At 68.0% G+C, this 16,071-nt stretch carries 13 protein-coding genes; 8 read left to right on the forward strand and 5 right to left on the reverse strand.

From position 1 onward, the window contains the following. Positions 1–3: 3 nt before the first annotated feature. From KIK15_RS12015 to KIK15_RS12030, 4 genes are all read right to left on the reverse strand, one after another. Positions 4–1,956, reverse strand: coding sequence for a DUF2339 domain-containing protein (locus tag KIK15_RS12015; protein WP_214244777.1), 1,953 nt, complete (start codon positions 1,954–1,956; stop codon positions 4–6). A 108-nt stretch (positions 1,957–2,064) separates the two neighbouring features. Continuing rightward, positions 2,065–2,709 (reverse strand): response regulator transcription factor, encoded by a 645-nt coding sequence (locus KIK15_RS12020; RefSeq protein ID WP_214245282.1) that lies wholly within the window; start codon positions 2,707–2,709, stop codon positions 2,065–2,067. After that, positions 2,706–3,857, reverse strand: coding sequence for a MacS family sensor histidine kinase (macS, locus tag KIK15_RS12025; protein ID WP_214244779.1), 1,152 nt, complete (start codon positions 3,855–3,857; stop codon positions 2,706–2,708). The genes KIK15_RS12020 and macS overlap by 4 nt, the downstream gene beginning before the upstream one ends. 6 nt (positions 3,858–3,863) lie before the next feature. Next, positions 3,864–5,114, reverse strand: a complete 1,251-nt coding sequence (locus tag KIK15_RS12030; RefSeq protein WP_214244781.1) for an AI-2E family transporter — start codon at positions 5,112–5,114, stop codon at positions 3,864–3,866. A gap of 79 nt (positions 5,115–5,193) precedes the next feature. On the opposite strand from KIK15_RS12030, the gene KIK15_RS12035 reads away from it, so the two are divergent. Both KIK15_RS12035 and KIK15_RS12040 read left to right on the forward strand, forming a co-directional pair. Then, positions 5,194–6,348, forward strand: a complete 1,155-nt coding sequence (locus KIK15_RS12035) for a YbhN family protein (RefSeq protein ID WP_214244783.1) — start codon at positions 5,194–5,196, stop codon at positions 6,346–6,348. Next, on the forward strand, positions 6,345–6,758 hold the full coding sequence (locus KIK15_RS12040; protein ID WP_214244785.1) for a DUF3054 domain-containing protein: 414 nt from the start codon (positions 6,345–6,347) through the stop codon (positions 6,756–6,758). The genes KIK15_RS12035 and KIK15_RS12040 overlap by 4 nt, the downstream gene beginning before the upstream one ends. A 12-nt stretch (positions 6,759–6,770) precedes the next feature. Here the strand turns inward: KIK15_RS12040 and KIK15_RS12045 are convergent, their stop codons facing one another. Continuing rightward, on the reverse strand, positions 6,771–8,384 hold the full coding sequence (locus KIK15_RS12045) for an NTF2-like N-terminal transpeptidase domain-containing protein (RefSeq protein WP_307851864.1): 1,614 nt from the start codon (positions 8,382–8,384) through the stop codon (positions 6,771–6,773). A 201-nt stretch (positions 8,385–8,585) separates the two neighbouring features. Between KIK15_RS12045 and KIK15_RS12050 the strand changes: the two genes are divergently transcribed. The 6 genes from KIK15_RS12050 (at position 8,586) to KIK15_RS12075 (ending at position 16,070) form a co-directional block, all read left to right on the forward strand. Then, on the forward strand, positions 8,586–10,736 hold the full coding sequence (locus KIK15_RS12050) for an MMPL family transporter (protein WP_214244789.1): 2,151 nt from the start codon (positions 8,586–8,588) through the stop codon (positions 10,734–10,736). A gap of 37 nt (positions 10,737–10,773) precedes the next feature. Then, positions 10,774–11,184, forward strand: coding sequence for a DUF302 domain-containing protein (locus tag KIK15_RS12055; protein WP_214244791.1), 411 nt, complete (start codon positions 10,774–10,776; stop codon positions 11,182–11,184). Continuing rightward, a complete protein-coding gene (locus KIK15_RS12060) occupies positions 11,181–11,450 on the forward strand; it encodes a metal-sensitive transcriptional regulator (protein ID WP_214244793.1) in 270 nt (89 codons plus the stop codon). The genes KIK15_RS12055 and KIK15_RS12060 overlap by 4 nt, the downstream gene beginning before the upstream one ends. A gap of 66 nt (positions 11,451–11,516) precedes the next feature. After that, on the forward strand, positions 11,517–13,289 hold the full coding sequence (locus KIK15_RS12065) for a hypothetical protein (RefSeq protein WP_214244795.1): 1,773 nt from the start codon (positions 11,517–11,519) through the stop codon (positions 13,287–13,289). 289 nt (positions 13,290–13,578) lie between these two features. Further along, positions 13,579–14,028, forward strand: coding sequence for a hypothetical protein (locus KIK15_RS12070; protein ID WP_214244797.1), 450 nt, complete (start codon positions 13,579–13,581; stop codon positions 14,026–14,028). Between the two features lie 35 nt (positions 14,029–14,063). Then, complete coding sequence (locus tag KIK15_RS12075) at positions 14,064–16,070, forward strand: M13 family metallopeptidase (protein WP_214244798.1); 2,007 nt, start codon at positions 14,064–14,066, stop codon at positions 16,068–16,070. Position 16,071: the final 1 nt, after the last annotated feature.

Below are 16,071 nucleotides of genomic sequence, written 5' to 3' on the forward strand. Positions count from 1 at the left end.
TGATCACGCGAGGGCGCGGGCGTAGCGGGCCCCAAGGCCCAGCAGCAGCAGCCCGACCACGATGAACGCACCCACTCGGAACGCTCCGTCGAGGGTGGCCAGGTCGAAGAGCACCAGCTTGGCGACCGCAGCAGCGGCCAGGCCCAGACCGATCCCGATCGGCGCCATCCGCGCGTTGCCTGCGGGCACCCGGGTGGCCCGGAACAGCGCCACCCCACCGGCGACGGCCCAACAGATGGTTGCCACCATGTGGCCGGCCACGAAGCCCATCTCCGGTCCGCCGACCAAGACACCGGTGAACACGCACACCACGGTGGCGGCGTAGAGGCCGACCAATCCGCCGACCGCCGACACCAGTTGCGCGGTGGCGACGGTGTCATCGAAGCGGGTGCGCGCCAGTACCACCACCAGCCCGATCAGCAGCAGGCCGGCGAAGATGATCGCCGGTGTGGCGGCACGGTCGACGGTGCTGGCAGCGAGAAGACCATCCACCGGTACCAGCGCCGCGAAGCCCAGCACCCCGAGGCCGCCGAGAGTTGTCCCGATGGCACGCGCCGCGGTGTCGCGGCCGCCGACGACCAGGATGCTCGCCGCCAGGGCCAACACCGCCGACACGGCGATCGACCCGTCGAGCAACGACACCAGACCGATCAGGGCGGCCGTCGCCGACAACACGCCCAGGCCGCGCGCGACGGTGCGGTCCAGACCAGGCCAGGCCGACGCGGTGAGCACCAGCACCAGCACCGCTGCCGCCAAGCCCAGGTTCAGCGTCCCCGCGAGCCCCGAACCCACAGCCAATCCGCTGAAGAGCACCGGCGCACAACCCAGCGTCGAGGCCACCACGACGGTGACGTCACCGGGCAGCCGCCGCAGCATCACCGTCATCGACCCCAGCGCGATGACCGCGGCGACCAGGGTGGCCGTTGCCAGGGCGATCCGGTCGGTACGGCCGACCTGCTCGACGAAGCCGTCGCAGGACAGGATCAACGCCACGAACAACCACCCGCTGGTGGCCACCATGCGGGCGATGTGGACACCGCGCCAGGTGGTGCCGATCGTGACCCCGACGGTGGCCGCACCCAACGCCAACATGAACCCGACGAGCAGCAGGCTGATGCCGCCGGCGACCACCGGCGCCAACGCGATGAGTGGCACCAACACCAACAGGGCCAGGTTCTGCGAGTCCCACCGACGGGCGATGGCCATCCCGGCACCGGCGACCGCGGCGGCCAGCAGCAGACTCACCGGTCCGGGAAGCCAGCGGTAGATGGCCGACACGGCCACCACATCGAGGTAGGCGGCACCGAATCCGGTGGCGGTGACCGCGATGGCGCCGAGGTGGTTCTCGACGCGGCGACGCATCCGGACACCCACACCCACCAGTACGAGCGCCAGGACACCGCCGGCGCCCACCCTGACCTCGGGACGCAAGATGCCGGCCTGGGCGGCCAGCACCAGCAGCAACACCACCCCGACCAGTGTCACCGCGACCCCGGCAACGGCCAGGATGGATCCGACCAGCCTGCCGTCGGCGGCTGCGGCGGCGCGCTTGAGCAGCCCGGGCCGGGGCGCGACCAGGTACGCCGGCGGTGCGGAGTTCGGTGCTGGTGCCGGGCGGTACGGCGGGGGTGCCGGGCGGTACGGCGGGGGTGCCGGGCGGTACGGCGGCGGGACGGGCACGTAGGGCGGCGGGATGGGCACGTACGGCAGCGGGGCCGCGACGTACGACGGCGGGGCTGGTTGGGGAATCGGGGCGGGCCGGGGAATCGGGGCAGGCTGGGGAATCGGGGCGGGCTGGGGTGCAGGGGCCGCGACCGAGGCTGCGGCCTGGTCCAACACCCCTCGCAGGTCGGCGAGTCCAGCGGCCGTGGTGGCCAGTTGTCGCGCCAGCGCGTCGAATTCGGTGCTCACCCGGGTCAACACCGTCGACGGGGTGGATTGCTGTGGAGTGGTCATGGGCGCAATCCTCGCGGCCGGCGCCCACCAGCGGATGCGTAGCTCTACTCACTCCCACCACGGGTTTCACCGTGCGCGGCGCTGCCCCGACTCACTTCTCCGGGGCGCTCACTCGTCGAGGCCGTGTTCGATCGCGTAGCGCGTCAGCTCCACCCGGTTGGCCAGTTGCAGTTTGCGCAGCGTGGACTGCACGTGGTTTTCCACCGTGCGGTGACTCAAGGTCAGCCGGGTGCCGATCTGCCGGGCGCTGAGGCCCTTGGCCACCAGCCGCAGCACCTCGGTCTCCCGGGTGGTCAGCGCAGGTAACTCCGGATCATCGCCGCCGCCGTCGGTGGCGATCCGCCGGAACTCGCCCAGCACCAACCCGGCCAACCCGGGGGTGAACACTGCCTGCCCGTCGGCGGTTGCGCGCACGGCGGCCACCAACTCCTCCCGCGAGGCGCTCTTCACCAGATACCCGCTCGCGCCGGCCTTCACCGCCGCCAGCACGTCGTCGCGTTCAGCCGACGCCGACAACACCAACACCCGGCTGCTCGGCGACGCCTGGGCCACGGCGGCGGTGGCGTCCACACCGGTGCCGTCGGGCAGCTGCATGTCCATCAAGACCACGTCGGGGCTCACCGCGCCCACCCGTGCGGTCACCGCCCGCACGCTCTCAGCGGTGGCCACCACCTCGAAACCCTCGTCGGTCAGGTCGCGCGCCACCCCGTCCCGCCACATCGGATGGTCGTCGACCACCATCACCCGGATCATCGCGGCACCCGCAGTTCCCACTCGGTCCCCGCCCCCGGTGAGCTCTCCAATGATGCTGTGCCACCCAATGCTTCAATCCTTCCCACGATCGACTGCCGAATACCCAACCGTCCGGCGCGAGCCGCCTGGGCCACCCGGCCCGGCGCGATGCCCACCCCGTCGTCACGGATGCTCACCACCACCGCCTCACCGAGATCTTCGACCAGGACGTAGGCACGCGCGTCGGGTCCCGCATGACGGGCCACATTGTCGATCGCGTTGTCCACCGCCGCTGCCAGCTCGGCGGCCACCTCCGGTGGCAACGTCACCGGGTCGCCGGGCCCACTGATCACCACCGCGTCGGACTCCCGCCGGCGCACCGCCGCCATCAGATCCACCGGGCCGTCGCTGACGGTGACCGGTGTCAGCACGGTGTCACTCATCAGCGCCCGCAACGCGCGTTCCTGGTGTGCAGCCAATTGCGCCAACTCCGCTGTGGGACCGCCGATCTCACGGCCGCGACGGGCCATCAGCGCCAGCACCTGCAGCACCCCGTCGTGCACCTGACGAGAGAGTCGTTCCCGTTCGGCGGTGGCTGCGGCCACTCGGGTGGCCTCGGCCAACCGCGCCTGCGCGCTGCGGTTGACCTGCGCGGCGATCCCCAACACCAGACCCGCCGCCAGCAGGATGATCACCCCGGCGCTGCGGGCGAGGTCGATGTTGACCGTCCCCTTCACCGCGATGCTCGACGCGCCGACCGCAGCGGCCGAGACCAGCCCACCCACCCAGCCGAAAGCGATGGCCGCCGAGATGACGGCGTTGCCCGCCCACAGCGTGGTCGGCACCGATTGGTTGTCCGCCCGCCACTGCGGGTCGGTGACCGCCAACGTCGAGAGCACCAGCGCACAGGTGATCACCACCTCGGTCACCACGAAAGCCGTGGTGCGACCGGCCCCACCGAGATAGGCCACGGTGGCCACCCCGGTCCAGACCGACAGGGCCGCGAACACCACCGCACCCCCGGTCGGTGACCGCAGGTCGTCGTTGACCACCAACTGGTAGCCCAGCGCGTAGAGAAAGCTCAGCAGTCGGAACAGTTGGGCGGCGCGCCACAGCGGTGCGTCGGTCTGGCTGCGGCCCGCGCCACGGTCGTCGATCAGACTGCGCATGGGCGGTCAGTCGGGTCGATCCGCGGCGGGCAGGGTGCCGTCCTCGGCGTCGGCCCGAGCCGCCGCGTCGGCGTCGATCGGCCCATCGCGGCCCGGTGCCTCGGGGTCATCCCACAGTGGCGCATCGGGTTTCGCGGTGAACATCCCGATCCGTGCTGCCTCCCGATCTTCGTCGAGGTCGTCCTCGGCGCTTTGGTGATGCAGCGACCGGATGGCGGTGTTGAGGAATGCGATCAGCGGGACCGCGAGCAGACCGCCGATGATGCCGGCCGTCACGATGCCCGCCGCGATGCCCAGCACCACGGCCACCGGATGCAACCGAACCGAGCGACCCAGCAGGAACGGTTGCAGCACATGGCTTTCCACCTGCATGACGGCCACCACGATGATCAGCGAGATGGCCGCGGCCACCAGGCCCTTGGTCACCAGCGCCACCAACACCGCCAGCGCGCCGGTCACCAGGGCGCCGACGATGGGCACGAACGCACCGATGAACACCAGCGACGCCAACGGCAGGGCCAGGGGCACCTGCAGGATGGCCAGGCCGATCCCGATGCCCAATGCGTCGACCAGGGCCACCGCCACGGTGGCTCGCACGTAACCGACCAGCGTGCCGAACCCGGCGCGCCCTGCCTCCCACACCTTTGCCCGCGACGCGCGCGGCACCGCACGGGTCAGGAACGTCCAGATCTGTCCGCCACCAAAGAGGAAGAAGATCATCAGGAACAGGGTCAGCAGTGCCCCGGTGACGATCTGGGTGACGGTGGTCGCCGTCGCGATGGCGCCGGAGGTGATCTTGTCCTGGTTGCGCTGGATCATCTCGGTGATGTCGTTGCCGACCTTGTCGATCTGGGCCTGTTTGAGATGCAGCGGACCGTCGACCAACCAGTCCTTCACCGAGTCGATGGTCTTGGTCACCTTGTCCGACAGGTCGGGCAGGCCGGCGATGAACTGGTCGACGACGAAGGCCAGGATGCCGCCGAGTGCGCTGACCGCCACCACCATCGTCACCGCCACGGCCAGTCCGCGATGCACGCCGCGGCGGTCCAGCCAGTCGACCGCGGGAACCAACAGCGCCGTGCCCAGCACCGCCAGGGCGACCGGCACCACCACTTCCTCGAAGTGCAGGGCCACCCGCGCCAGCACGTAGACGGCCACTGCGATGACGATGAGGCGCCAGGACCACTCGGAGGTGGCGCGCACCAGGGGGTGGACCTTGAGCCGATCGTCCGTGGTGGACGCGGTCTGGTGTTTCACGCCGTCACCCTAGCCCCGGCGGCGCCGTTGTGGGCGTTGGTTCTTCCCTGGTGACCTGCACTGGCTACGCTGATGACCCATGACGTCTGACCACGACGGCTCAGACACCGCCGAGCCGCGCGTCCCCGAGGACGCCGTGCCCTCGCCCGCACGGCGACGGTTCTGGTGGGTTCGGTGGGCGGTGGTTGCCGTCGTGGTCGTGGTGTTGACCGTCGAAGCCGTGCTCGTGTGGCCCAAACTCGAAGAAGCCTGGCGCAGCATGGGCGGGCTCAACTACGCGTGGGTGGTGGCCGCGATCGTGGCGGCGGGTTTCTCGATGGACAGCTTCGCGCAGGTGCAGCGCACCCTGCTGGCCTCGGCGGGGGTGAAGGTCAGACAGTGGCAGTCGTTGGCGGTCATCCTGGCTTCCAACTCCATCAGCCAGACCCTGCCGGGCGGCAACGTGTTGGCCCCGGCGTTCACCTATCGACAGACCCGCCGCTGGGGTGCCACCGCGGTGGTCGCGTCATGGCAGGTGGTCATGTCGGGGCTGTTGATGGGGGTCGGCCTGGCCGTTTTGGGGCTCGGGGGTGCGCTGCTGGCGGGCGCCAGCACCAGCCCGTTCTCGATCATCTTCTCCATCGGCGGGTTCGTGGTCTTCCTGGGTCTGGCGCAGTATCTGGCTGGACACCCCGACGCGATCAGCGGACCGGGAGTGCGATTCCTGCACCTGGTCAACCGATTCCGCAACAAGCCCGACGATCACGGGGTGGCGCGCTGGCAGGAGATCCTGCAGCAGCTGCGGGCGGTACAGCTCAGTGGCCGCGACACCTCCCTGGCGTTCGGCTGGTCGATGTTCAACTGGGTCGCCGATGTCGCCTGCCTGGCCTTCGCCTGTTACGCGGTCGGCGGTGAACCGAGCATCGCCGGTTTGGCCGTCGCCTACGCGGCGGGCAAGGCAGTGGGTACCGCGTTCCCGCTGCTGCCCGGCGGCCTGGGTGTGGTGGACGCGGTGCTGGTGCCTGCACTGACCTCGGCTGGGATGAGCGCAGGTCAGGCGGTCACCGGCGTGTTGGTCTACCGCCTCATCAGTTACCTGCTGGTGGCCGTCGTCGGCTGGGTGGTCATCGGCGTCTACTACCGCCGGGCCCTGCACGACACCGAAGAGGACGTGGAGCGTGAACTCGACGCTCGTGCCCTGCGTGATCGCGACGATCCGGGCCCCGATGCTGGACCGGCTACCGTGGCCCCATGAGCACCACCACCACCGCGACCCGCCGCTCCATCGGCGTGAGTGCCGTCTTCGATGCGGTGACCGTCGCCGTCTTCGTCACCATCGGACGGTCCAACCACCACGACGGTCTCAGCGTCAGCGGGATCGCCTCCACCTTCTGGCCGTTCGCGGTGGGAGCCGCCGTCGGCTGGGCCATCACCTACGTCCTGGGCACCGTTCGGGCCGGCGGCGTGGACAAGCACCACTTCCGCCCGGCACGGGTGGTTCCGGCCGGCGTGATCATCTGGGTGTCGACGGTGGCGGTCGGGATGTCGCTGCGGGTGGGCTCCGGTCAGGGCACGGCGGTCAGTTTCATCATCGTCGCCTCGGTGTTCCTCGGCGTGTTCTTCCTCGGCTGGCGTACCGTGCGGGCGTTGCTCACCAAGTCCTGACCACCCGCGGTCTCACCCGACCGAGCGCAGGAACCGCTGCATCACCTGCAGGGCGGCCGAGCCGGATCGCTCACCGGCGCAGTGGATCACCACCACCTGCGATCCGACGATGCCGACAAACCAGCCCGGCCCCATCGGGCCGTTGGTACCGACCAGGGCCCGTAGTCCCGGTGCACCCACCAGATCGCTGGCGTCGCCGGTGCGGGCCGTCGCGGTCATCGCTGCGTTCACCGCATCCCAGATCCTGCGATCGACCGGGCCCAGTGCGCCACCGCTGACCTTGGTGGGCAACCCGGGGAGGAAGAACGGCGCCACCGACGACCCCCTGGCCATGGCCACCCCGAGGGCCCCCATGGACAGCGCGGTCACCTTCTGGGCGGCCGGATCGAACGCCATCGTCTGCACCGTCGCCGTGCCGGGCCGCGACTGTGGCGGCATCACCCCGGGCACCGCGAAGTCCACACCCACGCCCAGCTGGTGCAGCAATGTGGCTGCAGCCGAGGCACTTCCACCGGCCGCACCGTTGACTGCGGCCAGCACGGGCCCCAGGGTGGAGCCGGGCGTGTCAGGGGTGGTCAGCGACATCCCAACCGCGGTGGCGGCATCGTTGTCGGCGGCGGCGAGCAGGGCGCCGCTGGTGGCGTCGAACACCGCGAGGGTGGCAGGTTGGGCCACGTCGACCACCGAATCGTTGACGCGCAGTTGCACTCCCGGGTCGAGGGTGGACGGCACGTTGGGCGCGGGGGGACCCTGTTCGCCGGCCAACGGCCGGACGGTGCCGTCGGCGTCGATCATCTGCACCTGCCAGCCCGCGGTGGCGTCCCGCAAGGCCTGCCAGTAGCCGGTGGCCCCGAGGGTCAGCGGCGAACTGATGCGACGATCAGTCACCAGCAGCGCGCCGCCACGACGCGTGCTCACCCCGGGCACGGTGTTCGGATCACCTGCGAGCGTTCGCATGTCGGCATCACGCAGGGACACCACGGTCAACGGCTTGGACCCACCTGCGGCGAGTCTCGCGTCGATGACCCGCTCGGTGACAAACGGTGCGATGGGCGCGATGATCCGCGCCAGGTCGCCGACCGACCGGCGACGATCCGGGGTGCGGGCGGGGTCGATGATGATGTCGTTGACCGGCTGCAACGTCATCCAGGGCCGACCGAACCGGTCGAGGAGGGCTGGCGCGGGGGTGGCGTCGGTGCGTACCGCGGCCAGCCGACCACCCACGGTCAATCCCGCGGCCAGCAACGCCGGCTCCCACTGGATTCGCCATCCACTGCTCAGCTTGCGTGCGCGTCCGGAGGTGTCGGAGATGAAGGTGCGGCCCCGACCGAGATCGTAGGTGGTCGAGAGGTCGAATGTCGCGGTGTCATCTGAGTATTCGACGAGATGGCCGGCCTTCACCGACACGGCCGCAGCCCTGATGGAATCGAAGGTGTCGCCGATCTGCGTGACGGCCGCCCCCTGGGCAGAGGTCAGCGACGCGGCGGCAGCAGCGTCCTGTTTGGTGATGGCGGCCGCAAACGAGTCCAGCACCCGTCGCGCCTCCGATGGCGGGTCACTGCTCACCACGCCACACGACGCCACCCCGGTCGTCGCGATCAGCAGCGCCGCGCACCAGGCAAGCACGTGTCGATTCCCCCGAATGTTCACAAGGTGATACTCCACCCTGTCGGCATCACAGATGGCCAATCCGGGGCTCGCGATTGACTCACGGTCGGGCAACGAAGCGATAACACGCCCACGGCCTGCGGGCTTGACGACATCACCGGGCGAGGTCCATGCTGTTCACATACCCCCATGGGTATGTGAACCAAGGAGTTGAAATCGATGGCCCTGCGCGACGCCACCTCAACCACCCCCGTCCCCGCACCCGCCGCCACGGGCGTGTTGGGCCGCCTCGGCGGCCGAGTCACCGATCACCGTCGACTCGTGTTCGGCATCTGGGCGCTGCTCGTCATCGGCCTCGGCGCACTGGCCCCGTCGGTGTTCTCGTCCCTGGCCGGCGCCGGCTGGCAGGCAAACGGGTCGGAATCGGTGGCGGTCCGCGAGCTGGCGCAGCAGCACTTCGGGGGCAACTCATCAGCTGCCGTGCAGGTGGTGCTGCACTCGGATGACGCCGCCATCTCCGCGGCCACCATCACCGATCGCGTCGCCGCGATCACCCGTGAGCTCGCCGGCGACGATCGGTTCGGTGCCATCGTGGCCCCGCAGCCGGGCATGACCATCAGCCGCGACGGTCGCACCGCCATCGTCATCGCCGGCGCCAACGCCTCGACCGACGACATGGTGGCCGCCGTAGACGAACACAAATCGGACCTGAAAGCACTGTCCGGCAACGGGATCAAGGTCTACACGACCGGCGCGTCGGCTCTGTGGTCAGATTTCAACACGGCCAACCATGACGCCATGATCAAGGCCGAACTGTTCTCGTGGCCCGTGACCCTGGCCATCATGGTGCTCGCCTTCGGATCGTTGGTGGCCGCGGGTCTGCCGCTGTTGCTGACCGTCGCGGGCCTGGTCGCCTCGGCCGGTGGACTGGTGGCGCTCAATGCCGTGACGCCGATCTCGGTGTGGGCCATGAACTTTGCCATGATGTTCGCCCTCGCCCTCGGCATCGACTACGCCCTGTTCATCGTGGCCCGATTCCGGGCGGGCCTGAAGTCGGGTCTGTCTCCGCGTGCGGCGGTGATCGAGACGATGGACACCGCAGGCAAAGCCATCGTGCTGTCTGGTTTGACCGTTGTGGTCAGCTTGTCGGCCGTGCTGCTGGTTCCCGCACCAGCAGTGCGCACCATGGCCGTGGGCATCATGCTGGCCGTCACGTTCGTGCTGCTGGCCACCATGACGCTGTTGCCGGCTGTGCTGGGCACACTCGGCAGCAGGGTCAACGCGGCGGCGCTGCCGTACGCCAAAAAGCAGCAACACCATTCGCCTGCCTTCGCGCGCTGGGGACAGCTGCTGCACAACCACCCGTGGCCGTTCGCGGTGAGTGCGCTGGGCCTCCTGGTGGTGTTGGCCATCCCGGTGTTCGGACTCAAGGTGGCCATGCCCTCGATCGAGGTGGTGCCCGCCGATGCCTCCGTACGCCAGGGCTACGAGCTGGTGGCCGATCAGTTCGGTCCCGGCGCGCCCGGTGCCCTACAGATCGTGGTGCCTGCAGCTCAGGCCGAGGCCACGGTCACCGCCGCCCGTGGGACCGGGATAGCGATGGTCACCCCGCCACAGAACGCCACCGATGGCTCCGGATACGCACTGCTGCAAGCAATTCCGACCGTCGATCCCTCGAGCTCGGCCATGGGCGGGATTCTCGACGACCTGCGGGATCGTCTACCCGCCGATGCGAAGGTGGGCGGCGCAGCAGCCGAGAACCTGGATCTACAAACCGCATTGAACGACTACCTGCCGATCGTCGTGGGCATCATCTTGGCCCTGGGCTTCCTGCTCCTGCTCATCGCCCTGCAGGCCCCGCTGATCGCACTGATCGGCACGGTGGTCAGTCTGCTGTCCACGGGAGCCGCGTTCGGAGTGGCCAAGCTGATCTTCCAGGACGGCCACGGCGCCGGGCTGCTCGGTTTCACCCCGCAGGGCTTCCTCGACGGCTGGGGGCCGGTGTTCTTCTTCGCGATGATCTTCGCCATCGCGATGGACTACACGGTGTTCTTGCTGGCCACGGCCAAGGAACACTACGAGAAGTCGAACTGCCCGAAGACCGCGCAGATCGACGGGCTGGCGCATTCGGGTCGAGTCATCTTCGCTGCGGCTGCGGTGATGGTGGCGGTGTTCTTCACCTTTGCCTTGTCCGACCCACTGCCCCCCAAGGAGATGGGCATCGTCCTCGGTGTCGCCGTGCTGTTGGACGCCACTCTGGTCCGGTTGGTGTTGCTGCCGGTGATGCTCCGACTGACCGGACACGCAGCCTGGTGGTCACCGGCGTGGCTGCGTAAGGTCCTGCCCACCATCTCCTTCTCCCACGGCTGATCCCGTCCGAAATCCAAACGAGAGAACGGAACACCAGATGTCCTCCACCTTGGCGTTGTCCACCAGCTTGACCGGAGTCGACTTCGACACCGCGATCGAGAAGACCACTGCAGCACTGGCTGATCAAGGGTTCGGGGTGCTCACCGAGATCGACGTGACGGCCACGATGAAGAAAAAGCTCGACGCCGATGTGGAGCCGTATCGGATCCTCGGTGCATGCAACCCCACCCTTGCGCATCAGGCCATCGGGATCATGCCGCAGATCGGACTGCTGCTGCCGTGCAACGTGGTGGTGCGCGCCGATCGGGACGACCCCTCGGGCCAGAAGATCCTGATCGAGGCGATGAACCCTGACCTGATGGTCCGGGTGACCGACGAGCCCGGTCTGGCACCGGTGGCGCAGAAGGCGGGCGAACTCCTCGCCGCGGCGATAGCGTCGATCAGATGACAGGTGACGAGCAGACAGCGGCCCAGGTTCTCAATCGACTGCGGCGTGCGCACGGGCAGCTGGCCGGGGTGATCGGCATGATCGAGGACGGCCGCAACTGCAAAGACGTGGTGACGCAGCTGGCCGCAGTCTCCAAGGCGTTGGACCGGGCCGGGTTCAAGATCGTCGCCTCGGGGATGCGTGACTGCCTGACCGGCGAGAGCAAGGACGGTTCGGAACCGCTCACGCAGGACGAGTTGGAGAAATTGTTCTTGGCCCTGGCCTGAGCCCCCGGTCACAGGTCACCTGCTGTTCGTTACCTGCGAGCGATCGACAACTGTCATTATCGTCCAGTGACAGTCGGGGAGCTCACAGATGTCGAGCGGGGCGTGGCGCGGGCACTGCGGACAGAGTCGGGGTTGGTGAACCTCGTCGGCGCGTTGGGGACCGGCAAGAGTACGTTGATCGCTTCCCTGCCGAATTCACAGGTCATCGACATGGATCGGGCACACGCCGGCGCCGACATCCGGCGCGCACTGTCGCGACCTGACATCCGGGTGGCCATCGACAACGTCGACGGCCGTCGGCGCCTGGGGGTGGCGCTGGCCGCCATCACCGCGATCCCGCACCCCAACGTCATCGTGGTGACCCGTCGACCGGTGGTGTCGCTGCCCGGGTGGTCGAATGTGTCCACCATCCGACTCGAACCCACCTGCGACGAGACGATCGCCGAGCTGGCGGCCGAGCTAGGTGTCGGCGACCGCGCTCTGCCCGCAGTGGTACGCATGGCCGCGGGGGTGCCGTTGATCGCGGTGGCCGCGGCACGCGCACTGGCCCAGGACATTCCACTGCGCCCCGACGGTCCGCTGGCTGATCATGTTGCCGGCGAGATACTCTCGCGCCTGGGCCGTGAACTCCCGGGCTGGAAGTGGCAGTTCCTGTTGCGTGGGCTGGCCACCATGGGCGCCGGTGACGAGAAGATGTTGCGCACCCGACCCGACCAGTTCGACGCGCTGGCCGATCTCACCCTGGTCAATCGATCCACAGCGGGTTTGGTTGTGGCCGAACCGTTTCGGTGGGTGCTAGAGACAGCGTACCGTTGGCGCGATCCCAGCGGCCACCAAGCGGTACGCAGCAAGGCGGCCGCCTACCGACGCGATCGCATGGTGAGTGCCACCACCGCAGCCGAGCGGGCACCGCAGGTGGAGCAGGCACTGTTCCTGCATGGCGACAACCAGGTTCGTGAGACGTTCTTCCCGCCCGGCCGTCCGTTCCTACCGATTCGCGCGGCTCGTACCGAGGACTCCGGTGCCATCGGTGAGCTGATGCAGGGTTGGGCCGTACACAACGGGTTCGACCGCAAGCAGTGTGATCGCCTGGCCGAGCAGTGGGTATCCGACGACGTCACCGGTTTTCATCTGATCGAGGATGCTGCCGGCCCGGTAGGCCTGTTGCGGTTGGTGATGGTGGGCGATCGCACCATCGACGGGGTGGAGCCGCTGGTGCAGCAGTACGGCGACACCCTGCTGGGCCGCAGCAGACGCACCCTGTTCCTTGGCGCGGCGTTCTGCCCGCACCCGGTGGCGCACGCACAGCTGTTGCGGCACATCATCGAGAACGCGCTGACCGCCGATCGGCTGGTGGTGTCGACCGCTGGGCACGACTACCAGCAGATCCTGTCGGCGTTACGCTTCGCCACCCACGGCGACATCCGCGACGACACCTTCCGCTGCGGCAAGCCGCCGGTGGTGTTCAGCAACCAGTTCACCGCCGCCGCGTTGCCGGGGTGGATCGGGCGGCTGGGCGGGGCTGATGACGACCACGTGCAGGCCACGGCGTTCGCCCTGGCCCGACTGCGGGAGCCGGCGAGCAAGCCGGGTCTGCGGGCTGTGGCGGTGGACGAGTTGCGGGAGCGGATGACTTCGGCCATCGCAACCCTGACCGCAAGCCCCGATCCGGTAGACGCCGAATCCGGTCGCATCCTGACCGCCTACTACCTGGGTGGTCAGCGCACCCACGTGCAGGTCTACCTGCAGTTGCACCTGAGTCGGGCCACCTATTTCCGGCGGCTACGTCATGGCCACGCGGCGGTGGCCAGGATTCTCGGGCAGACCACAGCCGTGTGAGACCCGATCTGAGACGTTCGTGAGACTAGCGACCATTGTCTCGGTCCTACGCTCAGAGGCGTCGGAGATTGTGCGTCTCCGGCGTCACCACTGGTCACCGGCTACGCCCCTAACCGGCGACACGGAGCAACCCCGTTCGTCCCCCGCGACGATCGGGGTTTCTTCGTTTCTGGGTACGACGATTTCTGAGACTTTCGTGAGACTATCGAACGATAAGCCGCTCCTACCGTCAGACGTGCCCGGTCTACGACCAGGCTCCATCACGAACACCACGGCAAAGGAGTGCGAGATGAAAAGGCAGATCATCAGTTGGGGCACTGCAGCCCTGATCGCCGGCGCAATCATTACCAACGCCACCGGAACCGCGTCTGCGGACATATTCACCAAGGTCGGCTCCAGGCCGGGCGGAGCGGACGGGGCTGTCATTTACGTCTACGAGTCCCGAGAGGGCGTCCGGATGTACACCGACGTCGATTGGGGCCCGACATATGACACCGACCGGCCCTACATTCCCATCCAGCCGACACCGCCACCGGCCCCAACACCGACTCCCCCGCCCACGCCCGCACCGGCGCCTCCCGCCACCGGTGGCGGCGGTGGTGGTGGCGGTGGCGGATTCGCGGGTGGCGGCGTCGACCTGCCTGGCGGGTCCTTTGGTGGTGGCGGCAGTGACGGGGGTAGCGGCACCGTGACCGTCGGCGATCCCGACCCCGTTCGGCCACCGACTGACGCGGTGTAGGTCGCTCCCGGTTTCTGGCACGAGCTGACGCTGCGATGCAGGATGGACGGGTGACCGCAATCGATGACACCCGCGCTCCCCGTCCATCCGGCATCGATCTTCAGTGGGTGAACTCCACCACTCGCCCTCAGGACGACCTCTACGAACACGTCAACGGTGCCTGGATCGCCGCGCATGAGATCCCCGCCGACCGCCCCATCGACGGATCCTTCCTGGCGCTGCGGGACCGTGCCGAGCAAGACGTCCGCGTGATCATCGAAGAGTGTTCGACGGCAACGGAATCCGAGCCGGGTAGCGACGTCCAGTTGATCGGTGACCTGTACCGCTCGTTCATGGACGAAGCGCGCATCGAGTCCCTCGGCATCACACCGGTGCAGCCATATCTCGATGCCATCGACGCGATCACTGACACCGCAGGGTTGGCCCGCGAGATCGGGCGGTTGCAGCGCAACGGGATCGGCGGTGCGGTGGGGTTCTACGTCAACACCGACGCCAAGCAGTCCGATCGCTACCTGGTGCACCTGTCCCAGTCCGGGCTGGGCCTGCCCGATGAGTCGTACTACCACGACGACAAGCATGCGCAGACGCTGGAAACCTACGTCGCGCATGTGCAGGCCATGTTCGCCCTGGCCGGGTTCGACGATGCCGCAGTTCGGGCGGAGTCGGTGGTCGAACTGGAAACAGCGTTGGCCGAACACCATTGGGATGTGGTCGCTCGCCGGGACGCCGACAAGCGCTACAACCTGCGGACGCTTGCGCAGGTGCGCACCGAGGCAAGCGGTTTCGACGTGGACGCGTGGATCGACGGCTTGGGTGCACAGCCTGAGGCGTTCGGTGAAACCGTGGTCGGTCAGCCGTCGTTCCTCACGGGGCTGGGGTCGCTGATCGCCGAGCGTGAACTGGCACAGTGGAAGACTTGGTTGCAGTGGCGGGTTTTGGCCTCGGCGGCCCCGTATCTGTCGTCAGCGTTCGTCGATAAGCACTTCGACTTCTACGGGCGCACATTGAGCGGAACGCCCGAGAACCGGGAGCGGTGGAAGCGCGGCGTCAGCCTGGTGGAGGCGGCGGTCGGCTTTGCCGTGGGCAAACTGTATGTGCAGCGGCACTATCCGCCGGCGGCGAAGGCGCGGATGGATGAGTTGATCGCCAACCTGGTCGAGGCGTATCGCCGCAACATCACCGATCTGGAGTGGATGAGCCCAGAGACCAGGGAACGTGCCCTGACGAAGTTGTCGAAGTTCACCCCGAAGGTCGGCCACCCAGCGTCGTGGCGCGACTACTCCGGTTTGGTGATCGAAGCCGACGATCTGATTGGGAACGTTGCGCGGGCAAGTGCTTTCGAGCAGGACCGCGAGATGGCCAAGCTGGGTGGGCCGGTGGATCGTGACGAGTGGTTCATGACGCCGCAGACGGTGAACGCTTACTACAACCCGGGCATGAACGAGATCGTGTTCCCGGCAGCGATCTTGCAGCCCCCGTTCTTCGATCCCGACGCCGACGACGCCGCCAACTACGGCGGAATCGGAGCGGTCATCGGACACGAGATCGGGCATGGCTTCGACGATCAGGGTGCAAAGTATGACGGCGACGGCAACCTCATCGACTGGTGGACCGAGTCCGATCGCACCGAGTTCGGCAAACGGACGGCGATGCTGATAGAGCAGTACAACGGGTTCACCCCCGCCGGGCTGGACGCCGAACACACTGTCAACGGCGCATTCACCATCGGGGAGAACATCGGTGACCTCGGTGGGCTGTCGATCGCGTTGCAGGCCTACAAGATCGCCACCGAGGGCACCGAGCCGCCGGTGTTAGACGGACTGACAGGGCTTCAGCGGGTGTTCTTCGGCTGGGCTCAGGTGTGGCGCACCAAGACCCGCGAGGCAGAAGCCATCCGACGCCTGTCGATCGACCCGCACTCACCGCCGGAGTTTCGCTGCAACGGTGTGATCCGCAACGTCGACGACTTCTACACCGCTTTCGACGTCAGACCCACCGACGCCTTGTACCTGGAACCTGATCAGCGCGTGCGGATCTGGTAGC

The sequence above is a fragment of the Williamsia sp. CHRR-6 genome (genome assembly GCF_018474015.1).
Taxonomy (GTDB): Bacteria; Actinomycetota; Actinomycetes; order Mycobacteriales; family Mycobacteriaceae; genus Williamsia_A.